Source organism: Parasphingomonas frigoris (assembly GCF_036663815.1).
In the GTDB taxonomy this organism is placed as follows: domain Bacteria; phylum Pseudomonadota; class Alphaproteobacteria; order Sphingomonadales; family Sphingomonadaceae; genus Sphingomonas.
This window is the reverse complement of record NZ_JAXOJQ010000005.1, coordinates 134,482-156,249: the sequence shown is the minus strand read 5'-3', so window position 1 is coordinate 156,249 and position 21,768 is coordinate 134,482. Positions and strand designations below refer to the sequence as shown.

The following is a 21,768-nucleotide window of genomic DNA, read 5'->3' as shown; positions in this document are numbered from 1 at the left end:
CTTCATGCCGGCGCCAGCCCGAGCAGGTGCCGCATGTCCTTGAGGAAGATGCGGACGTGCGCGACCGGCTTGGAGCGCACCAGGCGCTTGTTCATATAGGCGTCCCACGTCAGCCGCTGGACGTCGGGATCCTCGCAAATCTTGACGAAGCGTTCGCGGCGTTTGTCGCTGGCATACCAGAAATATTGCATGATCCCGAGGATCAGGAAGACGCGGCCATGCGCGCGCATGAAGCGCTTGCGCGCGAGCCTGAGCGCAGACGCCTTGCCCGTCGCGAGGAACAGCGTGACCGCCTCGGCGGCGTGGCGCCCGCCCGCCATCGCATAATAGATGCCCTCGCCCGACGCCGGCGCGACGACGCCTGCGGCATCGCCCGCGACCAGCACGTCGCGGCCATTGTCCCAGCGCTTGAGCGGCTTGAGCGGGATCGGCGCGCCTTCGCAGCGCAGCGTCGCGCAGTGGTCGAGCCCGATCTGCGCCCGCAGCCCGGCGACCGATTCGCGCAGCGCGAATCCCTTCTGCGCGCTGCCGACCCCAATGCTTGCCGTGTCGCCGTGCGGGAACACCCAGGCATAGAAATCGGGCGAATGCTTACCCTGGTAGAAGACGTCGCAGCGCGATGGGTCGAAACCGTCCGCGCCTGCCGGCGGCGCGGCGACGATCTCGTGATAGGCATAGACGCACGGCACTACGCCGCCGCCGGGCAACGCGGCGCGGGCCACGCCCGATCGCGCGCCATCGGCGCCGATCACGCAGCGCGCCGTGACGCGCTGTTCGGCCGCACCGCGCGCCGCGCGATAGACGATCACCGCGCGGCCGCGCGAATCGCGGTCGATTCGCTCGAAGCTGCCGGTGCGGCGCTCCGCCCCCGCCGCCGCGGCACGCTCGCGCAGCCATTCGTCGAACGGGGCGCGATCGACCATCCCGACGAAGCCGTCGCCGACCGGCATGTCGACCGCCTTGGCCGACGGTGCGATCATCCGCGCCGCGCGCGCCTTGGCGACGAGCAGATGGTCGGGAATCTCGAAATCGGCGATCGCGCGCGGGGGGATCGCACCGCCGCACGGCTTGATCCGCCCGGCACGGTCGAGCAGCAGTACGCGGTGCCCGGCCCGCGCCAGGTCGTTCGCCGCGGTCGCGCCGGCCGGCCCGCCGCCGACGACGACGCAATCGAACACCCCGTCGAGGGAGGTCTCGGCGCCGGGCTCGCTCCCACGCTGCGGCTGGAGCGGCGATCCGGGTGCGATCGACGGGATCATGCCATCACCGCGCGACCGAGGCGGATCGCGCGCGGCGCCGCACGTAGCGACAAGGCCGCCGCGATGAGGAACAGCAGCGCCTCGGCGGTGAAGACGAGCATGAAGCTTTCGGGGATCGACCCTGTCACCGCCCGCGCGACATCGACCGCGACCGCACCAGTCAACCCGCCGAGTCCGAAAGCGATCGCCTGCGCCGCGCCCCAAACCCCCATCCGCAACCCGGCATGCGCATCGCCCTCGGCACCGGCGAGCGCCATCATCGCGCCGATCGCGGCGACGGCGAAGATCCCGTTGGCAAAGCCCAGCGCAAAGACGTTGGCGAGGATCGGCCAGCCCGGCCCGACGCGGGCCGCCAGCACCAATCCGCTCAACGCCAGCGCCGAGCCGACGCACCCGGCGACGATCCAGCGCACCAGCCGGTCGGACCGCCCCGGTGTCGCACCAGCGCCGGCGCGCTGCCCGAAGGCGCTGCCGCCGATACCGACCAGCACCATCCCGAGCAACACGCCGCCATGCTGGACGCTCGAAACCTGCGTCGACTGCCCCGGTGTCAGGGCGAAGCGCAATCCGGTGAAGGGTTCGAGGATCAGATCCTGCATCGCATAAGCGAGCATCGAGACGAACACGAAGATCGTGAAACGGCGCGCCGGCGGATCGGCCCACAGCGTGACCAGCGCCGGCATGAAGGCGGGCGCGACCGATGGCACGGCGGGCACGACCGACAGCGGACCGCGGCGCTCGACGCCCCATACCGCCAGCACCGCGATCACCAAGGCGGTACCGGCGACGCCGCCGACCACCGCCACCAGCCGCGGATAGGAGAAGGGATCGACCAGCGCGCCGGCAACGCCCGCCGACAGCACGATCCCGGCGACCATCATGATCCACGTCAGCGATGCCGCCGCCGCTCGCCGCGCCGGCGCGACGCGCGTCGCGAGCAAGGCGAGCAGCGACGTTCCCGCTGCGCCGACCCCGGCACCGATCAACGAAAAAGCGACGACCGCCAGCGCGACGCCTGCGAAGCGCGCTTCGGCCAGCATTCCGACAGCGTACACCGCCAGCACCGCGCCACCCGCGAGCAGCATCATGCCGCCGATGATCCACGGCGTGCGCCGCCGGCCGCTGTCGGAGCCATGTCCCCAGGCGGGCCGTGCGAGCTGCACCGCATAATGCCACGCAACCAGGCCAGCGGGCACCGCAGCGGGAAGCGCATATTCGACCACCATCACGCGATTGAGCAGCGACGTCGCCAGCATCACGATCGCGCCGATCGCGCTTTGTACGAGCCCGAGTCGGGCGATCGCGATCCAGCCGAGCGGTCGCGCGGTCATAGCCCGAATACCCCGCTGAGCCCGATCGCCGACGCCAGCATGCCGAAAACGTACAGGCTGGTCCCGGTCGCATTGTACCACGGGGTATGGCGAAGCGGATCGCTGAGCAGCCGCCGCATCAAGCCGAGCTGGCCGAGCAGCAACAGCGCGACGATCCCCGCGACGATCGGATGGCCCCACTGCCAGAGCAAGGCGATCACCACCGCCTGCGGCACCGCCATCACCCAGCAGGCGAGCCGCGCCGCCGGGCCGACGCCGAGCGTCGCGGGCAACGAGCGAATCCCCATCGCGCGATCCCCTTCGACCGCCTTGAAATCGTTGAGCGTCATGATCCCGAAGGCACCCGCGCTGTACAGCGTCAGGATGATCAGCACCGGCGCCGGCGGCAGACCGCCTGCCATCACGCTCGCGCCGGTGAACCAGGTCAGCCCTTCATAGGTCAGCGCGACCGCGGCCGGGCCCCACACACCGCTGACCTTCAGGCGGAACGGCGGCGCGCTATACGCCCAAGCGAAGGCCAGCCCGACGCTCGACGCGACCAGCACCCAGAACCCCGTCGCCGCCGCGACCGCGAGCGCGATCAGCGTGCCGACGATCGCGATCCACAGGCCCCACGCCCCGGCGATGCGCCCAGAGGGAATCGGCCGCTCGGGTTGATTGATCGCATCGACATGGCGATCGAACCAATCGTTGACCGCCTGGCTGGTGCCACACACGAGCGGACCGACGAGCAGCACGCCCGCAACCAGGAACGGCCAACGGCTCGCCACCGGAACGCCCGCCGACACGACGCCGCACAGAAACGCCCAGATCGGCGGAAACCAGGTGATCGGCTTGAGCAGTTCGAGCACGTCGCGAGCCCGGGGGACCGGGACCGAAGCGAGCGGAGGAGTCGTCGCGCGTGCCATGGACCAATGCTAGGCTGGACATTTCGAAGCGTCAATTTCCTTTGACACTTTGGCGGCAAATCTTTTCAGCTGTCCCCAGACACCAGATTACCGAGACCGTGGCGGTGCAGTTTCGAGTAGAGGCTTTGCCGGCTGACGCCGAGAATCTCGGCGGCCGATGCGCGGTTGTCAGAGGTGTAGGCCAGCGCCGCCTCGATGCAGAGTCGCTCGATCAGATCGGTCGATTCGCGCACGATTTCCTTCAACGACATCCGCCCGACCAGCTCGGTGAGCTGCTCGACCGAGCGCGGCAGATCACGCTCGGCGGTTGGCGTGGTGCGCAGTCGCCGCCCGACGTTGCGGATCGTGAAACCGTAGCAGCGTGTGTCGCCATGCGGCGCGACGACGCCCGACACCTCGACCTCCTCCTGCGCGCCAGCCGCCCCGCGCAGAATCGTCGCGACGTTGCGCACCACCCCATGTTCGCGCAGCTGGCCCAGGATCAGCTCGAGATCGATGCCGGGTCGCCCGAGCCAGGTCGCGAGCGGCGATCCGGTCACGCGATCGACCGATGCCGCACCCGCCAATTCGACGAACGCGGCATTGGCGACGAGGACGTCGAGCGCGGCATCGACCAGCACGAAGGCATCGGGCATATGCTCGATCACCTCGTCCATCGTGTCGCCATGCACCGCCGCGGGGACGATCGGGGCGCTCGCCGGGATCCGCACCAGCAGCAGCGGCGCGCGGCCCTGGCGGAACAGTCGCGCTGACATCTCGACCGTGCCGACGGTGCCCGCAGGGCCCGCCAGCCGCACGACGACCGGCGGAAGCTCATCGCTCGCACTCGCCGCGCCGAGATGCGCGATGAAGGTCTCGCGATCCTCCTCCGCGACGATCACGCCGACCGGCTGGTCGGCGAGCGCACCGTCAGTAACGCCGAGCAGCCGCAGTGCGGCCGGGTTGATCTCGCGGATCCGGCGGGTCGCGGCATCGACGATCAGCACCGGCTCGGTGCCGAGATCGAACAGCAGGCGATAGCGCGCCTCGGCCTGGCGCAGCTTGATATAGTCGCGCTCGAGCGATTGCTGCGTCTGGAGCAGGCGCTGCTGGAGCGCGGCGGTGGCGCGCATGTCGCGACCGATCGCCATCACCGTGCCATCGGCGCCGATCCGGGTTACGAGATAGCGGATCGGCACCTCGCCACTCGCCGCCGGATGATTGACCTGGCGCCAGCGCGCCTGCGCGCCAGCGGCGGCATCGCGCAACATCGACTCGATCTTCGCCACGCTCTCGCCCGAGACCGTCTCGCTCCAGCGCTTGCCGGCCCAGGTACCAAAGCCCTGCACCGCGAGTTCGGCATTGGGAATGGCGAGGTCGCGAATCGTACCGTCGGCACTGACGACCAGCGCGATGTCACCGACCGAGGCGAGCAGCGAAGCCGCGACGCGCGGCGCGAGTGTGCTTGCCACCGCATCGGGATCGGAGAAGGCATTGGGTGCAAGGGGCGTGGCACGATCGTTCATCGACGAACCGTTCATATCCTGAAATCCTACGTCCCGCGGGCCGCACCGCCCCCGCGTGACTCAAAAGCGATCAGCTGGTCAAGGACGACCCCCCATCCGAGCGACCGCGTCGACCAATTCCCCGGCAACGCGCACCGCGACCCGTGCGTCCGGGGCTGTCCCATCCGCCCCGGACGCCGCGGCGAGACCTGCATCCGACGACAGCGCGCGTCCACCGACCATCACCCGGATCTGGGGGTTTCTGGAGGATGCCCGGATGGCGCGGACGATCGAAGGCAAGGGCGCGATATGGTAGTCGAGCGTTATCGTCAATCCGGCGAGATCGAACCACTGGTCGCGAACGCGCTCGAGAAGATCGGCGGTGGTCGCCTGGTCGAGGCGATCGGTCGCCCAGCCATTGGCGCAGAACAGTTCATCGACCACGACCGTCCCGAAGCTGTGCTGGTCGCCGTCGAGCGACGCGAACAGCGCCCGGCGCGCCTGACCGAGCCGATGCGCGTCATGCGTCGCGCGCCCCGAAAGCTCGTGAACCACTTCCTGCAACCGCCACAGTCCCATCGTCACGTCGACGAAGTCGCAGCGATCGTCCTCCCAGAAGTGCCCGAGCATGCGCGCGGCGGGCGCGAGCAGATCGACCAGCACCGTCTCGAGCGAGACGCCGCGGGCGATCAACGTCTCGACATGATCGAGCAGTTCATCAGCCTCGACCTGCAGCGTCAGCGGCGCGAACGCCGCCACTTCCGCCGCGGAGACACCATCGCTCGACGCGATCTGGAGCGGGGGATGCGGCCCGGCGCCATGCGCCACGAGCAGCCGCGGGATGATCTCGCGTTCGATCAGCTGGTTGAGCGACCGCGCAGGATCGGCCTCGGCACGCTTCAGGAAATCCTGCTGACGGTCGTTGTATCTGCGGTCGGCGGGATGGTCGCAATCGGAATGAGCGCTCCCTGATCGGCCAAACTGTGCAGTCCTGATCACCGAAGCCATCCCGACCCTCCCCGGTCTGGTTGAACACGCGATAGCGGTCGGGCAGCCACGTTTGGCGGGTCCGGCGACTCGCATCGTATGCCTGTCTTTTCCCGCTGGCAACGCGCAATCGATCCCGCACCGCAGCATGTGTCAATTTATTTGGACGTCAAATGATGTTGACACTTTGGGCCGTCGGGTTTTAGTCTTTGGGTTAGAGAGGCGGACCCGATCCATGCAAACCAGCACCCTATCCGGGACATCGATGACGCAGCCCACGGGTGCCGCGACGTCCGGACGGGCGCCTCGGTCGCAGCGGGTTGGGCTCTACACCGCCGAACAGCGGGTTCGCCGCGACGCGACGCGCTGGACCCTGGTCCAAGGCATCCTCGCACCCGTCCAATTCGTCGCCTTCGTGGTCAGCGCGGTGCTCGTGCTGCGCTATCTGGTGAATGGAGAGGGCGCGTTTGCCGCGACGGTGTCGATCGTGGTCAAGACGCTCGCCTTGTACACGATCATGATCACCGGCTCGATCTGGGAAAAGGTCGTGTTCGACAAATGGCTGTTCGCCGATGCCTTCTTCTGGGAGGACGTGTTCAGCTTCGTCGTGCTCGCGCTGCACAGCGCCTATCTGGTGATGCTGCTCGGCGGGATCGGCACCGAACGCGAGCGGATGCTGCTCGCGCTCGCCGCTTATGCGACCTACGTCGTCAACGCGACGCAGTTCCTGCTCAAGCTGCGCGCGGCGCGACTCGGCGGAATCGCGCCGCAGCAGGCGGTGGCGGCATGAGCCAGGCACTCCCCATCGCCCTTCCGGCAGGCGGCGACTGCGCCCCGGCCCAGCGGGCGTCGGTGCTGCGCGAACGCGGCCAGCGCGAGGTGTTTTGCGGTCTGACCGGGATCATCTGGCTGCATCGCAAGGTGCAGGACGCGTTCTTCCTCGTCGTCGGCTCGCGCACCTGCGCGCATCTGCTGCAATCGGCGGCCGGCGTGATGGTGTTCGCCGAGCCGCGCTTTGCAACGGCGATCATCGAGGAGCGCGACCTCGCAGGGATGGTCGATTGCAATGCCGAGCTCGATCGCGTCGTCGACCGACTGCTCGCCCGCCGCCCCGACATCAAGCTGCTGTTCCTCGTCGGCTCCTGCCCTTCCGAGGTGATCAAGCTCGACCTGTCGCGCGCGGCGCAGCGGCTGTCGACAAAGCACGCCGGCGCGACTCGCGTGCTCAACTATTCGGGCAGCGGGATCGAGACGACCTTCACCGAAGGCGAGGATGCCTGCCTCGCCGCGCTGGTGCCCGAACTCGCCGCGACCGCGCCGGGCGCGGCGCCGGAGCTGATGATCGTCGGCGCGTTGCCCGACGTGGTCGAGGACCAGTTCCTCCGGCTGTTCGCGCAGCTCGGCATCGCCACGGTGCGCAGCTTCCCCGCCCGCCGCGCGGGCGCGATGCCGCCGGTCGGGCCCAACACCCGCTACCTGCTGGCGCAGCCGTTCCTCGGCGAGACGGCGCGCGCGCTGGAAGATCGCGGCGCGGTTCGACTGGACGCGCTGTTCCCGTTTGGGGCCGAAGGGACGAGCGCCTGGCTGCATGCCGCCGCAACGGCTTTCGGGATCGACGAAATGCATTTCCGCGCGGTGATCGCGCCCGGCCGCGAACGGGCCAAGCGCGCGATCGCGCACGCCCGCGAGCGGCTGGAGGGCAAGACGATCTTCTTCCTCCCCGATTCGCAACTGGAACTGCCGCTGGCGCGGTTTCTCGCGCAGGAACTCGGGATGGTGCCGCTCGAAGTCGGCACGCCATACCTCCACCGCGCGCATATGGCGCAGGAACTGGCGTTGCTCCCCGCCGCGACGGTGATCAGCGAGGGACAGGATGTCGACCGTCAGCTCGACCGGGTGCGCACGGCACGGCCCGACCTCACCGTTTGCGGGCTCGGCCTCGCCAATCCGCTCGAGGCGGAGGGGCTGACGACCAAGTGGGCGATCGAGCTGGTCTTCTCGCCGATCCACGGCTTCGACCAGGCGGGCGACCTCGCCGACCTGTTCGCGCGTCCGCTGCGGCGGCGCGACGTGTTGAAGGTATGACGTCCGTGTCCGCTCTCGCTCCGCTCGACCGGGGGCTGCGATGCAGCTGACCGTCTGGACCTATGAAGGCCCGCCGCATGTCGGCGCGATGCGGATCGCGACCGCGATGGAGGGGGTGCACTATGTCCTCCACGCGCCGCAGGGCGACACCTATGCCGACCTGCTGTTCACGATGATCGAGCGCCGCGGCAAGCGCCCGCCGGTCACCTACACGACCTTCCAGGCGCGCGATCTCGGCAAGGACACGGCCGCGCTGTTCCAGACTGCGGTGCGCGATGCGATCGAGCGCTTCGCCCCGCAGGCGCTGCTGGTCGGCGCGTCGTGCACCGCCGAACTGATCCAGGACGATCCATCCGGGCTCGCCTCCGCGCTGCGGCTGCCGATTCCAGTGATCGCGCTCGAACTGCCGAGCTACCAGCGCAAGGAAAATTGGGGCGCGGCAGAGACCTTCTACCAATTGGTGCGGGCGATGTGTCCGGCGCGCGAGCACGCTGCCCCGGCGACGACGAAGCGCCCGTCCGCCAATCTCCTCGGCCCGACCGCGCTCGGTTTCCGCCACCGCGACGACGTCGTCGAGATCACCCGGCTGCTCGAAACGCTCGGCATTGCCGTCAACGTCGTCGCCCCGCTCGGCGCGACACCGGCCGACCTGGCCCGGATCCCCGACGCCGATTTCAACATCAGCCTCTATCCCGAGATCGCCGACACGGCCTGCCGCTGGCTCGAACGCACGCATGGCCAGAAGACCGTCCGGACGGTGCCGATCGGCCACGGCGCGACGCGCGACTTCATCGCCGAGGTCGCGGCGCTTGCCGGTGTCGATCCCGCCGCCGCGCTCGACACGTCGCGGCTGCCGTGGTGGAGCCGGTCGGTCGACTCGACCTATCTCACCGGCAAGCGCGTCTTCATCTTCGGTGATGCCAGCCACGCCGTCGCCGCCGCGCGCGTGGCGCGCGACGAGTTCGGGTTCGAGGTCGTCGGGCTCGGCTGCTACAATCGCGAATTCGCGCGCGAGATGCGCGACGCTGCCAAGCTCTATGGGCTCGAGCCGCTGATCACCGACGACTATCTCGCGGTCGAGGACGCGATCGCCACGCTTCAGCCCGAGCTCGTGCTCGGCACGCAGATGGAGCGGCACATCGCCAAGCGGCTGCGCATTCCGTGCGCGGTGATCTCGGCGCCGGTCCACGTCCAGGATTTCCCGGCGCGCTACTCACCGCAAATGGGGTTCGAGGGCGCCAACGTGCTGTTCGACACCTGGGTGCATCCACTGGTGATGGGGCTGGAGGAACATCTGCTGACGATGTTCCGCGACGATTTCGAGTTTTCGGACCAGGCCGGCGCGAGCCATCTGGGGCATGGATCGGCGCCGATCGTCCCCGCGACCGCCGAGCAGACCGGCGACGTCGATCAAGCGGGCGCGCTCAGCAGCGCCACGCCCGCGGAAGCCCCCCTCCACCATTCGCCGATCGCGGCGGATCAGCAGGGCTGGTCCCAAGAGGCCGAGCGCGAGCTGCTGAAGATCCCGTTCTTCGTGCGCGGCAAGGCACGCCGCAACACCGAGCGCTATGCCGCCGAGCAAGGCATCGCCGCGATCACGCTCGACACGCTCTACGACGCAAAGGCGCATTATGCCCGCTAGCGCACCCCTGCCCGCCCAGAGCGACGCCCCCGCGGTCCGCGTGGTGATCATCACGCTCGACAATCATCTGTCGGGCGCGGTGCAGCGCGCGCAGGTGCGGCTCGCGCGCGAAAATCCCGGCGTGACGATCGGCTTCCACGCCGCCGCCGACTGGGAGGAAAAGCCCGCGAGCCTCGAAGCGGCCCGCGCCGACATCGCGCGCGGCGACGTGGTGCTGGTGACGATGCTGTTCCTCGAGGATCATATCCGCGCGGTGCTGCCGGACTTGCAGGCGCGTCGCGAGCAATGCGACGCGATGATCGGGCTGATGTCGGCGGGCGACGTGGTCAAGCTCACGCGGATGGGCGACTATCGCATGGACAAGCCCGCCTCGGGCATGCTCGCGCTGATCAAGAAATTGCGCGGCACCAACAAGACCGGGGCAAGTTCGGGTGCGGGGCAGATGGCGGTGCTGCGGCGGCTGCCGAAATTGCTCAAGTTCGTCCCCGGCACCGCGCAGGACGTCCGCGCCTATTTCCTGACGATGCAATATTGGCTCGCCGCATCGGACGACAATGTCGTCGACATGGTCCGCGCGCTGGTCGATCGCTATGCCGCCGGCCCGCGCCTCGCGATGCGCGGGACGATGAAGCCGCACGCTCCGCGCGACTATCCCGAGGTCGGGGTCTATCACCCAGCGCTGCCCGGCCGGATCGCCGCCACCGCGACCGAACTGCCACGCCGCCGCGGCGCGGTCGGCACGGTCGGGCTGCTGATGCTGCGCTCCTATGTACTGGCCAACGATGCCGGCCATTATGACGGCGTGATCGCCGCGCTCGAGGCACGCGGGCTCGACGTGATCCCGGCCTTTGCCGGCGGGCTCGACGGCCGGCCGGCGATCGAGGCGCTGTTCCTGCGCGACGGCGTCGCGACCGTCGATGCCGTGATCAACCTCACTGGGTTCAGCCTGGTCGGCGGCCCGGCCTATAACGACGCCGCCGCCGCCGAGGAGATTCTCGCGCGACTCGACCGGCCGTACATCGCCGCGCACCCGGTTGAATTCCAGACGCTGCAGGCTTGGGGCGCGAACCGTCAGGGGCTGCTCCCGCTTGAATCGACGATGATGATCGCGATCCCCGAGCTCGACGGCGGCACCGTGCCGATGGTGTTCGGCGGGCGCTCGGACGGGTCGGATGCGCCCTGCACCGGATGCGCGCGCGGCTGCACCTTCCCCGCGACCAGCGAAGTCCGCGCGATGCACAGCTGCGGCGAGCGCGCCGACATGCTCGCCGCGCGGGTCGCCGGCCTGATCGCGCTGCGCCGCGCCGAGAATGCCGAAAAGCGCGTCGCCGTCGTGCTGTTCAACTTTCCGCCCAACGCCGGGGCTGCCGGCACCGCGCAGTTCCTCAGCGTGTTCGCCTCGCTCCACGCGACGCTGCACCGGCTCGCGCGCGAGGGCTATCAGGTCGAGCTGCCCGCCGACGTCGATGCGCTGCGCGAGGCGATCCTCGGCGGCAATGCCGCGCGCTTCGGCAGCGAGGCCAACGTCCATGCGCGGGTCAGCGCGGACACGATCGTCGCGCGCGAGACGTGGCTCGACGAGATCGAGGCGAGTTGGGGGCCGGCGCCGGGCAAGCTGCAATCGGATGGCACGGCGGTGCAGATCCTCGGCCGGCAGTTCGGCAACGTCTTCGTCGGCCTGCAACCCGCGCTCGGCTACGAAGGCGATCCGATGCGTCTGCTGTTCGCCGGCCGGTTCGCGCCGACGCACGCTTTCGCGGCCTTCTACCGCTGGCTGCGCGAGGATTTCCGGGCGCACGCAGTGCTGCATTTCGGGACGCACGGCAGTCTCGAATTCATGCCGGGCAAGCAGAGCGGGCTGAGTGCGACGTGTTGGCCAGACCGGCTGATCGGCGATCTGCCCAACATCTATCTCTATGCCGCCAACAACCCGTCCGAGGGCGTGCTCGCCAAGCGCCGGTCGGGCGCGACCCTGGTGTCGTACCTGACCCCTGCGCTGACCAATGCCGGCGTGTACAAGGGGCTTGCTGCCCTCAAGGCATCGGTCGAGCGGTGGCGCGTCGCGGTGCCGGAGAGCGACGAGGCGCGCGACCTCGCCGAGCTGATCCGTGATCAGGCAAGCGAGCTCGACCTCGCCTGCGCGCCGGCGCAGGAAGCCGGGTGGATCGCCGAGCTCGCCGCCCGACTCTACGAAATCGAGCGCGAACTGATCCCGCAAGGCCTGCATATCGCGGGCGAGGCGGCGAGCCGCGAGGAGCGGATCGCGATGATCGCCGCATCGTCCGACGCGCGCGGTGAGAAGCTGCCGCACGCGCTGATCGTTGCGTTGGTCGACGGCGCGATCACCCCCGACACGCCGTTGCTGAAAGACATGGCCGCGCTCGACCGGGCCTTGTCGCGCAATGGCGAGATCGACGGAATCGTCGCCGCGCTCGACGGGCGTTACATCCACCCGGTCACCGGCGGTGACCTGTTGCGCTCCCCTGAAATCCTGCCGACCGGTCGCAACATCCACGGCTTCGACCCGTTCCGCATCCCCTCGGCATTCGCCGTGCGGGACGGCGCGGCGCAGGCGCAGCGGCTGATCGAACGCAGCCTCGCGGACGCCGGGCGCCTGCCCGAAACGGTGGCGATGGTGCTGTGGGGCACCGACAATCTCAAGAGCGAGGGCGCGCAGATCGCGCAGGCGCTCGCTTTGCTCGGCGCGCGGCCGCGGTTCGACAGCTACAACCGGCTTGCGGGCGCCGAACTCGTCCCGCTCGAGGAACTGGGGCGGCCGCGGATCGACGTCGTCGTCACGCTTTCGGGGGTGTTCCGCGACCTGCTGCCGCTCCAGACCCGGATGCTCGCGCAAGCCGCCTTGCTCGCGGCGGAAGCCGACGAGCCCGAGAGCCACAATTTCGTCCGTCGGCATGCGCGTGCGCATGCCGCGGCGCAGGGCTGCGACCTCGAGACCGCGGCCCTGCGCGTCTTTTCGAACGCCGAAGGAGCATATGGCGCCAACGTCAATCTGATGATCGACACCGGCGCATGGACCGACCCCGACGAGCTCGCCGACAGTTTCGAACGGCAGAAGGGCTATGCTTACGGCGTAAAGGGCGCGCCGGTGCGCCAGCCGGACGTGCTCAAGGCCGCACTCCAGACGGTCGACTGCGCGTATCAGAACCTCGAGAGCGTCGAGCTCGGCATCACCAGCATCGACCAATATGTCGACACGCTCGGCGGGATCAGCCGGGCGGTGACGCGCGCCAAGGGCGGCCAGACCGCGCCGGTCTATATCGGCGACCAGACGCAAGGGACCGGCAAGGTGCGGTCCTTGCAGGAGCAAGTCGCGCTCGAGACGCGGACGCGCGTGCTCAACCCCGTCTGGACCGAAGGGCTGCTCCGCCACGGCTATGAAGGCGTCCGCCAGATCGAGGGCAGCGTCACCACGACAATGGGCTGGTCGGCAACGACCGGCGAGGTCGATCCGTGGGTCTACCAACGCATCAGCGAAACCTATGTGCTCGACCCCGAGATGCGCGAGCGGATCGCCGCCCTCAATCCCAAGGCTTCGGCGCGTGTCGCAAACCGGCTGATCGAAGCTTCCGAACGCAACTACTGGACTCCCGACGCGGCGACGCTCGCCGCACTCCATGCCGCCAGCGATGAACTCGAGGATCGTCTCGAAGGCATCGTTGCGGTGGCGGCATAAAGGAATTTACGCATGGCTCTGCTCGATCCCCCTATTCGCGGCTTGGACGGCGAAGGCTCGCTCCAGGTCGGACTCGACCCCAATGACCGGATCGGCAACGCGAAGGTGTTCGCGGTGTACGGCAAGGGCGGGATCGGCAAGTCGACCACCTCGTCCAACCTCTCCGCCGCCTTCTCGCTGCTCGGCAAACGCGTGTTGCAGATCGGCTGCGACCCCAAGCATGACAGCACCTTCACGCTGACCAAGAAGCTGATGCCGACGGTGATCGACGTGCTCGAGACGGTCGAATTCCACGCCGAGGAATTACGGCCCGAGGATTACATGTTCGAGGGCTATAACGGCGTGATGTGCGTCGAGGCGGGCGGGCCGCCGGCCGGCACCGGGTGCGGCGGCTATGTCGTCGGGCAGACGGTCAAGTTGCTCAAGCAGCACCATCTGCTCGAGGAAACCGACGTGGTGATCTTCGACGTGCTCGGCGACGTGGTGTGCGGCGGGTTCGCCGCCCCGCTGCAGCATGCCGAACGCGCCGTCGTGGTGGCGGCGAACGATTTCGACAGCATCTTCGCGATGAATCGCATCGTCGCGGCGATCAAGGCCAAGGCCAAGAATTACGACGTGCGGATGGCGGGCGTCATCGCCAACCGCTCGGCCGCGACCGACGAGATCGACCGGTTCAACGCGGCCACGGGGTTGAAGCGGCTCGCACATTTCCCCGATCTCGACGCGATCCGGCGCTCGCGGCTCAAGAAATGCACGCTGTTCGAGATGGACTCGACCCCCGAGGTCGACGCCGCCTGCCTCGAATATAAGCGGCTCGCCGCGCAGATGTGGGCGGGCTGCGAACCGCTCGACGCGCAGCCGATGAAGGATCGCGAGATCTTCGAATTCCTGGGGTTCGAATGAGATGAGCACGGCGAGCTACACCCACTACCGCGGCAATCTCGAAACCTATTTCGATCGCACCGCAGCCAAGGCGTGGGAGCAGCTCACGTCGGACGCGCCGGTCAGCGGGATCCGCGCGACGGTGCGCGCCGGGCGCACCGCGATGCGCGACACGCTGCTGTCGTGGCTGCCCGCCGACATGACCGGACTTCGTCTGCTCGATGCCGGCTGCGGCACCGGGGCGCTCGCGGTGGCGGCGGCCGAGCGCGGCGCGCAGGTGGTGGCGATCGACGTCGCGGGCAGCCTCGTCCAGATCGCCCGCGACCGCGCACCGGCGCATCTGGCGATCGACTGGCGCGTCGGCGACCTGCTCGATCCCGCGCTCGGACGTTTCGACCATGTCGTCGCGATGGACTCGCTGATCCACTACCGTGCGTTCGATATCGTCGCTGTCCTCCAGCAGCTTGCCGAGCGCACGCACGGCTCGATCGTCTTCACCTTCGCGCCGCAGACGCCGCTGTTGATGGCGATGCTCGGCATGGGACGGCTGTTCCCGCGCAGCGACCGCTCGCCCGCAATCCTGCCCGTGCGCGATCGCCTGCTCCGCACGCTCATCACCAACGCGGTCCCGACGAGCCGGATCGGACGCGACCGGCGCATTTCGGCCAGCTTCTATACCAGCCATGCGCTCGAGGTCCTGACGGCATGAGCAACCTCGCCGCCTTGAAAGCCTCGCTCGCACCGCGCGCGGCGGCGGTGCAGCCCGGTCGGCTCGCGACCGTGCGGAGCGGCGCGTTCTGGGGACAGCTCGGCACGCGCTTCCTGCCCTTTGCCGATGCCGCAACCGCCGAACTCCCGCTCGGCCGACTGCTACGGCTGTCGCTGTTCCAGGTTTCGGTCGGGATGGCGGCGGTGTTGCTCACCGGCACGCTCAACCGCGTGATGATCGTCGAGCTTGGCATGGCGTCGTGGGCGGTCGCGGCGATGGTGTCGCTGCCCCTGCTCTTTGCTCCCTTGCGCGCGCTGATCGGCTTCAAGTCGGACCACCACCAGTCGATCCTCGGCTGGAAGCGCGTGCCCTATATCTGGTTCGGCACGCTGCTGCAGTTCGGCGGCTTCGCGCTGCTTCCCTTCGCATTGCTGGTGATGACCGGGCTCGGCCAGGGTCCAACGATCGTCGGACAGTTGGGCGCCGGACTCGCCTTCCTGATGGTCGGTGCCGGGATGCACACGACGCAGACCGCCGGCCTCGCGCTCGCGACCGATCTTGCGCCAGCCGAAAGCCGGCCGCGGGTCGTCGCCTTGCTCTATGTCATGCTGCTGCTCGGGATGATGGTCAGCGCGATCGTGATCGGCCGACTGCTCGATCATTTCACCCCGACGCATCTGGTCCAGATCGTCCAGGGCGCAGCGGTGCTGACGCTGGTGCTCAACATCACCGCCTTGTGGAAGCAGGAACCGCGTCGGCGCGGCGGCACCGTGCCCGAGGAGCGCCCGGCCGCTTTCCGCGAAATCTGGGCGCTTTTCATCGCGCGCCCGCGCACGATGCGGCTGCTCGTCGCTACAGGGCTTGGATCGGCCGCCTTCTCGATGCAGGACGTACTGCTCGAACCTTATGGCGGGCAGATCCTCGGCCTGTCGGTCGGCGCGACGACCTCGCTCACCGCCTTGTGGGCGGTCGGCATGCTCAGCGGTTTCGCACTCGCCGCGCGCAGCCTGGCGAATGGCGGCGAGCCGCACCGGCTGGCGGGCTTTGGCGGCGTCGCGGGGATCGCGGCATTCCTTTGCGTGATCTTCGCAGCCCCGCTGCACGCGACCGCCTTGCTCGCGATCGGTGCAACGATCATCGGCTTTGGCGGCGGATTGTTCTCGGTCGGCACGCTGACCGCGGCAATGGCGATCTCGGACAGCGCAGAACTCGATGGCCGCACCGGGCTCGCGCTCGGCGCCTGGGGTGCGGTGCAGGCGACCTGCGCGGGCGCCGCGATCGCGATCGGCGCGATCGTCCGCGACGTGACCAGCGCCGCCGCGGCCGCGCGCGATCTCGGTCCAACGCTCGCCAACCCCGCGACCGGCTACGGCGTCGTCTACGGCGTCGAGATCATCCTGCTGCTCGCCACGCTCATCGTGCTCGGACCGCTCGTCCGCCCGGTCGCACCGACCCATACCACTCGCTTCGGCCTCGCCGAATTTCCGGCCTGAATAGGGGAGACAGCCCATGCATCCGACGCTCACGCCTGGCCTAGATGTCGCACTGCTCGTCTTCTACGCCTTCGTCCTGTTCTTCATCTGCCTGGTTTTCTACCTGCGCCGCGAGGATCGTCGCGAGGGCTATCCGCTCGAGCACGAGCTGACCGGACGGGTCGAATCCGAGGGCGGCCCGTTCCACACCGCGCTCGCCAAGACCTTCAAGCTCTCGTTCGGCCGCGGCACGGTGACCACGCCGACCAAGGGCCGCGAGCCCTTCCAGATCGCCGCGCGCCAGACCGACCGCTTCACCGGCGCGCCCTATGCGCCGACCGGCAACCCGCTGGTCGACGGGGTCGGCCCGGCGGCGTTCGCCAACCGCGCCAAGCATCCCGACATCGACATGGAAGGCCACCCGCGCATCGTCCCGCTTGGCGACGCGCTCGACATCACGATCGCAAGGCGTGATCCCGACCCGCGCGGCATGCCGATCTTCGGGTGTGATGGCCGACCGGCAGGCACTGTCTCCGAATTGTGGATCGACCGCGCCGACCGGCTGGTCCGCTATCTGGCGGTCGACGGTGCCAACGCCGCCGGCGCGATCCTCGTGCCGATGATGATGGTCACGATCGATCGTCGGCGCGGGCGCGTGCTGTGCGACGCGATCACCGCCGCGCAATTCGCCGACGCCCCGCGCATCGCCGCCCGCCAGATCACGCTGTACGAAGAAGACCGCGTGCTCGGCTATTTCGGCGGCGGCTATCTCTACGCCACGCCCGCCCGCCAGGAGCCGCTGCTGTGACCGAGCATGATTACGAACCGATCCCGGGCTTGCCGGGCCTGCTCCCGCCGGGCGAGCGCATTGTGTGGCAAGGCGCACCGCAATGGCGCGCGCTGGCGCGCAGCGCCTACCATACGCGGCTCGTGACGCTCTATTTCGGCGCGCTCGCGGCCTGGGCGGTGATTGCCGCAGCGATGCGCGGTATCCACGGGCCTGCCGATCTGTCGGGTGTCGCGCTGACCGCGATGTTCGGACTGCTTGCGGTCGGCTTGCTCCGCGCGCTCGCCTGGGGGGCTGCGCGCACCACGCTCTACACGCTGACCAACCGCCGCATCGTGTTGCGCGTCGGCGTGGCCTTTCCCAAATGCATCAACCTGCCACTCGCGATGATCGGCACGGTCGGTCTCGCCGTCCATGCCGATGGCTCGGGCGAGATCCCGCTCGCGCTGACGGGCGAGCGCCGGCTCGGCTTCCTCGCCTTGTGGCCACACGCCCGTCCGTGGCATGTGGCGGCAGCGCAACCAATGCTGCGCGCGCTGCCCGATGCGGCGCAGGTCGCGGCGCTGATCGGGCGCGCCTGTCTCGAGGTTCAGCCGAACGGCAGCGTGGCGCGGCCGTCGTCCGCCACCCCCCCTGTCACGGGCTTCGGCCAGGCGGTGGCAGCATGAGCCACGCCCACAGCGAGCAACTGCCGCGCGGCGCGCTGATCCTGGCGGGAACGCTGGTCGGCTTCGCGTTCGTCCTCACCGCGACGATGCGGATCGCGCAGATCCCGCCGGCCGCCTCCCCGGTCGCGCTGCGCAGTGCCGCGCACGTCGCGCCGCTGCAGACCCGCACGCTGCGCTTTCTCGACGAGGCCGACCGCGGCGTGCGGATCATCGACGTCGGCAGCGGCGACGTCGCGGGCACGATCGTCCCCGGGCAGGAGACCGGCTTCATCCGCGGCGTGATGCGCGGGCTGGCGCGCGAGCGGCGAATGCACGGCATCGGCAGTGCCCCACCGTTCGAGCTGACGCGCTGGCAGGATGGCGAATTGTCGCTGACCGATACCGCGACCGGCCGCTCGATCGAACTCGACGCGTTCGGCACGACCAACCGCGCCGCCTTCGCCGCCCTGCTCGACACCAAGGCGGCGCGCTGATGCTGCCGTTCCAGCGCACCTGCTTCGACACGCCCTGCCGGATCGAGGTCGAGCATAGCGATCGCTTCCTGTGCGCGCATGTCGAGCTGCCCGACGGGATCGCGATCCAGCCCGGCGACCGCGTGCGCGTGCACGGCGACCCGATCCACGTCGATTTCGGCTCGGCCCGCGTGTTCGAGCGGATCGCCACGGTCGAGCGCGCCAGCGCGATCGCGCGGCTGTGGACCAAGCTGCTCGGCCATTTCGAGATGGCCGAACTGTACGAAGTCAGCTTTTCCGATCGGAGACTGTCATGAATGCGATCGCCCCCATCGTCGCGGCTCCCGTCGCCGCCGCCGATACGCTCGCCATCGCGCGGCAGGACACCGTCCTCTCGCCGCGCTTCTACACCACCGATTTCGCCGCGCTCGACCGGATCGACGTCTCGCCGGTCCGCGCCGAGTGGGACCAATTGATCGCCGAGATGGTCGCCGACCCCAATCGCCGCCACTTCCGCCGCACCGACGCGTTCGACGGGGTGATCGAGAGCCTGCCCGATGGCCTGCGCGAAGAGTTCATCGATTTCCTGGTCAGTTCGCTCACCGCCGAATTTTCGGGCTGCATCCTCTATGCCGAAATCCAGAAGCGCGCGCAGAACCCCGACATCAAGACGCTGTTCCGCCTGATGAGCCGCGACGAGAGCCGCCACGCCGGCTTCATCAACGATACGCTCAAGGATGCCGGGATCGGCGTCGATCTCAGCTTCCTCACCAAGACCAAGAAATACACCTATTTCCGGCCGAAATTCATCTTCTATGCGACCTATCTGTCGGAAAAGATCGGCTATGCGCGCTACATCACGATCTTCCGCCATCTGGCGCGGCACCCCGAATGGCGCTTCCACCCGATCTTCAGCTGGTTCGAGGAATGGTGCAACGACGAGTTCCGCCACGGCGAGGCGTTTGCCATCCTGATGCGGACCGACCCGAAGTTGCTCAGCGGCCACAACCGGCTGTGGATCCGCTTCTTCCTCGTCGCGGTCTATGCGACGATGTATGTCCGGGATCACAACCGCCCGGCCTTCCACAAGGCGCTCGGGATCGATCCGACCGAGTATGACCAGCGCGTTTACACCGTCTGTTCGGAGATCACGCGGCAGGTCTTCCCGATCGTGCTCGACACCGATTCGCCGAGGTTCCGCGCCGGACTGGAGCGGATGCGCCGGATCGCGCGCGGCATCGACGATGCCAGGGCGCAAGGCGGCGTGGTCGGCGCGGTCAAGCGCGTCGCGCTGGTCGGCGCCGCGGCGATCGCTTTCGCGGGGCTTTATCTGACCCCGGTCAAGCGCAACGCAATTCCCCAATCGGCGCGGCTGGTTCCGGCCTGGTGACGATCCCTCCGCTCCTGTTCGCCTTGGTGATGTGGTTCATCGGCACCGCCGCGGTGGTCTGGCTCGACAGCCGGCCGCCGGCCACGTTCCGCGCCAGCTTCCGCGGGGCCGGCGTGGTGGCGCTCGGCGCGACCGCGGCGGTGTGGTGGTCTGCCGCCGATGCGACGTGGGCGGGCGCCTATCTCGGTTTCGCCGCCGCGATCCTGATCTGGGGCTGGCACGAGATGGGCTTCCTGATGGGCTTCGTCGCCGGCCCCAACCGGATGCCCTGCCCCGCGAGCGCGACGGGGTGGACGCGGCTCAAGCTCGCCACCGCGACGGTCATCCATCACGAGGTCGCGATCGCGCTGACCGCCGTGCTGCTCGTCGCCTTGACCTGGGGGCAGCCCAACCAGAGCGCGCCGCTGACCTTCCTCTTGCTGTTCGGCCTGCGGCTCAGCGCCAAGTTCAACCTGTATCTCGGCGTGCCCAACCTCAGCGACGAGGTCTTTCCGGCGCACCTTGCCTATCTGAAAAGCTATTTCCGCACGCGCGCCTTCAACCCTTTGCTCCCGGTCTCGCTGCTTGGCACCGCCGCGCTGGCGTGGTGGGCGTGGACGGTCGCCGAAGTCGCGCCGGCGCAGAGCGGGCGCGCCATCACCGCAACGTTGCTCGCGGGACTTTCGGCGCTCGGCCTGGTCGAGCATCTTTTTCTTGTTTTACCGCTGCGCGACGCCAAGATGTGGCGTTGGGCATCCGCAAAGACCCAGGCGGCACAAGCCGCTATAAGAGAGTAGGGAGAGTAGGCCGTGGATTATGAGGCATTCTTTCAGGTCCAGCTTGATACGCTGAAGGAAGACGGTCGCTACCGCATCTTCGCTGAGCTCGAGCGCAAGGCGGGCAGCTTCCCGCGCGCCAAGCATCATACCGAGCAGGGAGTCGGCGACGTCACCGTCTGGTGCTCGAACGATTATCTCGGCATGGGCCAGCACCGTGCGGTGCTCGATGCGATGCACGGCACGCTCGATGCGTGCGGCGCCGGCGCCGGTGGCACGCGCAACATTTCGGGCACGACGCACGCGCATGTCGTGCTCGAGGCCGAGCTCGCCGATCTCCACGGCAAGGAAGCCGCGTTGCTGTTCACCTCGGGCTATGTCTCGAATTGGGCGGCGCTCGGCACGCTCGCCGCTCGGTTGCCCGATTGCGTCGTGCTCTCGGACGAGCTCAACCACGCCTCGATGATCGAGGGGATCCGCCACAGCCGCGCGGAATGCATCCGCTTCAAGCATAGCGACCCTGCCGATCTCGATCGCCGACTGTCGCAAATCGATCCGGCACGGCCCAAGCTCGTCGCGTTCGAGAGCGTCTATTCGATGGACGGCGACATCGCGCCGATCGCCGAGATTCTCGACGTGTGCGAAAAGCATGGCGCGATGTCCTATCTCGACGAAGTCCACGGCGTCGGCCTCTACGGACCGCGCGGCGGCGGCGTCGCCGAGGAGCGCGGCTTGATGGACCGCATCACCGTGATCGAAGGCACGCTCGGCAAAGCGTTCGGCGTGATGGGCGGCTATATCGCCGCATCGGCCGCCTTGTGCGATTTCATCCGCAGCTTTGCGAGCGGCTTCATCTTCACCACCGCGCTGCCGCCGGCACTGGCGGCGGGCGCGACCGCGAGCATCCGCCATCTCAAGCAAAGCAGCTGGGAGCGTGCGCAGCACCAGGCGCGCGTCGCGCAGGTCCGGCGGCGGCTCGATGCGATCGGCATCCCGACGATCGACAATCCCAGCCACATCATCCCGGTGATGGTCGGCGACGCCAAGAAGTGCAAGATGATCAGCGACTGGCTGCTCGCCGAGCATGGCATCTATGTCCAGCCGATCAACTATCCGACCGTTCCCGTCGGCACAGAGCGGCTCCGGCTGACCCCGTCGCCGGTGCACACCGATGGCGACGTTGACCGGTTGGTCGAGGCGCTGTCGGAGATCTGGTCGCAATGCGCGCTGGCGCGGCGTGCGCTGGCGGCGTGAGCGGAGCCG

19 protein-coding genes are annotated in these 21,768 nt (G+C 68.6%); 14 read left to right on the top strand and 5 right to left on the bottom strand.

Annotated features, from left to right (window positions below; genetic code table 11):
* Nucleotides 1–2 precede the first annotated feature (2 nt).
* The 5 genes from U1872_RS16605 to U1872_RS16585 all read right to left on the bottom strand — a co-directional run bounded on the left by U1872_RS16605 (nucleotide 3) and on the right by U1872_RS16585 (nucleotide 5,990).
* On the bottom strand, nucleotides 3–1,259 hold the full coding sequence (locus U1872_RS16605) for a geranylgeranyl diphosphate reductase (RefSeq protein ID WP_332794028.1): 1,257 nt from the start codon (nucleotides 1,257–1,259) through the stop codon (nucleotides 3–5).
* Nucleotides 1,256–2,590, bottom strand: coding sequence for a BCD family MFS transporter (locus tag U1872_RS16600; protein ID WP_332794027.1), 1,335 nt, complete (start codon nucleotides 2,588–2,590; stop codon nucleotides 1,256–1,258). The genes U1872_RS16605 and U1872_RS16600 overlap by 4 nt, the downstream gene beginning before the upstream one ends.
* The gene (gene chlG / locus U1872_RS16595) at nucleotides 2,587–3,498 is read right to left on the bottom strand and encodes a chlorophyll synthase ChlG (RefSeq protein ID WP_332794026.1); all 912 of its coding nucleotides are present in this window, start codon (nucleotides 3,496–3,498) and stop codon (nucleotides 2,587–2,589) included. Before chlG ends, U1872_RS16600 begins: the two co-directional genes overlap by 4 nt.
* A gap of 65 nt (nucleotides 3,499–3,563) precedes the next feature.
* Complete coding sequence (gene ppsR, locus U1872_RS16590; RefSeq protein ID WP_332794025.1) at nucleotides 3,564–5,018, bottom strand: transcriptional regulator PpsR; 1,455 nt, start codon at nucleotides 5,016–5,018, stop codon at nucleotides 3,564–3,566.
* Between the two features lie 63 nt (nucleotides 5,019–5,081).
* The gene (locus U1872_RS16585) at nucleotides 5,082–5,990 is read right to left on the bottom strand and encodes a cobalamin B12-binding domain-containing protein (RefSeq protein ID WP_443025400.1); all 909 of its coding nucleotides are present in this window, start codon (nucleotides 5,988–5,990) and stop codon (nucleotides 5,082–5,084) included.
* A gap of 244 nt (nucleotides 5,991–6,234) precedes the next feature.
* Between U1872_RS16585 and bchF the strand changes: the two genes are divergently transcribed.
* From bchF to hemA, 14 genes are read left to right on the top strand one after another with little or no spacing between them, the layout of a single operon-like run.
* Nucleotides 6,235–6,759: a 2-vinyl bacteriochlorophyllide hydratase gene (gene bchF / locus U1872_RS16580; RefSeq protein WP_332794023.1), complete on the top strand. Its 525-nt coding sequence runs from the start codon at nucleotides 6,235–6,237 to the stop codon at nucleotides 6,757–6,759.
* Nucleotides 6,756–8,054, top strand: coding sequence for a ferredoxin:protochlorophyllide reductase (ATP-dependent) subunit N (locus U1872_RS16575; protein ID WP_332794022.1), 1,299 nt, complete (start codon nucleotides 6,756–6,758; stop codon nucleotides 8,052–8,054). The genes bchF and U1872_RS16575 overlap by 4 nt, the downstream gene beginning before the upstream one ends.
* Nucleotides 8,055–8,094: 40 nt before the next feature.
* Entirely contained in the window at nucleotides 8,095–9,696 is a 1,602-nt protein-coding gene (gene bchB, locus U1872_RS16570) for a ferredoxin:protochlorophyllide reductase (ATP-dependent) subunit B (RefSeq protein ID WP_332794021.1), read from the top strand.
* Nucleotides 9,686–13,390, top strand: a complete 3,705-nt coding sequence (locus U1872_RS16565) for a magnesium chelatase subunit H (RefSeq protein ID WP_332794020.1) — start codon at nucleotides 9,686–9,688, stop codon at nucleotides 13,388–13,390. The genes bchB and U1872_RS16565 overlap by 11 nt, the downstream gene beginning before the upstream one ends.
* Before the next feature lie 12 nt (nucleotides 13,391–13,402).
* Nucleotides 13,403–14,293 carry a ferredoxin:protochlorophyllide reductase (ATP-dependent) iron-sulfur ATP-binding protein gene (gene bchL, locus U1872_RS16560; RefSeq protein WP_133191447.1) on the top strand — a complete coding sequence of 297 codons (891 nt, stop codon included), beginning with the start codon at nucleotides 13,403–13,405 and terminating at the stop codon, nucleotides 14,291–14,293.
* A gap of 1 nt (nucleotide 14,294) precedes the next feature.
* Nucleotides 14,295–14,981 carry a magnesium protoporphyrin IX methyltransferase gene (bchM, locus tag U1872_RS16555; protein ID WP_332794019.1) on the top strand — a complete coding sequence of 229 codons (687 nt, stop codon included), beginning with the start codon at nucleotides 14,295–14,297 and terminating at the stop codon, nucleotides 14,979–14,981.
* Entirely contained in the window at nucleotides 14,978–16,474 is a 1,497-nt protein-coding gene (locus U1872_RS16550) for a BCD family MFS transporter (RefSeq protein ID WP_332794018.1), read from the top strand. The genes bchM and U1872_RS16550 overlap by 4 nt, the downstream gene beginning before the upstream one ends.
* A gap of 16 nt (nucleotides 16,475–16,490) precedes the next feature.
* Nucleotides 16,491–17,261 carry a photosynthetic reaction center subunit H gene (gene puhA / locus U1872_RS16545; protein ID WP_332794017.1) on the top strand — a complete coding sequence of 257 codons (771 nt, stop codon included), beginning with the start codon at nucleotides 16,491–16,493 and terminating at the stop codon, nucleotides 17,259–17,261.
* Nucleotides 17,258–17,908 (top strand): photosynthetic complex putative assembly protein PuhB, encoded by a 651-nt coding sequence (gene puhB / locus U1872_RS16540; RefSeq protein ID WP_332794016.1) that lies wholly within the window; start codon nucleotides 17,258–17,260, stop codon nucleotides 17,906–17,908. The genes puhA and puhB overlap by 4 nt, the downstream gene beginning before the upstream one ends.
* Nucleotides 17,905–18,381 (top strand): photosynthetic complex assembly protein PuhC, encoded by a 477-nt coding sequence (puhC, locus tag U1872_RS16535; protein WP_332794015.1) that lies wholly within the window; start codon nucleotides 17,905–17,907, stop codon nucleotides 18,379–18,381. The genes puhB and puhC overlap by 4 nt, the downstream gene beginning before the upstream one ends.
* The gene (locus U1872_RS16530) at nucleotides 18,381–18,677 is read left to right on the top strand and encodes an O2-dependent cyclase accessory protein (protein WP_332794014.1); all 297 of its coding nucleotides are present in this window, start codon (nucleotides 18,381–18,383) and stop codon (nucleotides 18,675–18,677) included. The genes puhC and U1872_RS16530 overlap by 1 nt, the downstream gene beginning before the upstream one ends.
* Nucleotides 18,674–19,750, top strand: coding sequence for a magnesium-protoporphyrin IX monomethyl ester (oxidative) cyclase (gene acsF / locus U1872_RS16525; protein ID WP_332794013.1), 1,077 nt, complete (start codon nucleotides 18,674–18,676; stop codon nucleotides 19,748–19,750). The genes U1872_RS16530 and acsF overlap by 4 nt, the downstream gene beginning before the upstream one ends.
* Entirely contained in the window at nucleotides 19,747–20,526 is a 780-nt protein-coding gene (puhE, locus tag U1872_RS16520; RefSeq protein WP_332794012.1) for a putative photosynthetic complex assembly protein PuhE, read from the top strand. Before acsF ends, puhE begins: the two co-directional genes overlap by 4 nt.
* Before the next feature lie 12 nt (nucleotides 20,527–20,538).
* A complete protein-coding gene (gene hemA, locus U1872_RS16515; RefSeq protein WP_332794011.1) occupies nucleotides 20,539–21,759 on the top strand; it encodes a 5-aminolevulinate synthase in 1,221 nt (406 codons plus the stop codon).
* Nucleotides 21,760–21,768: the final 9 nt, after the last annotated feature.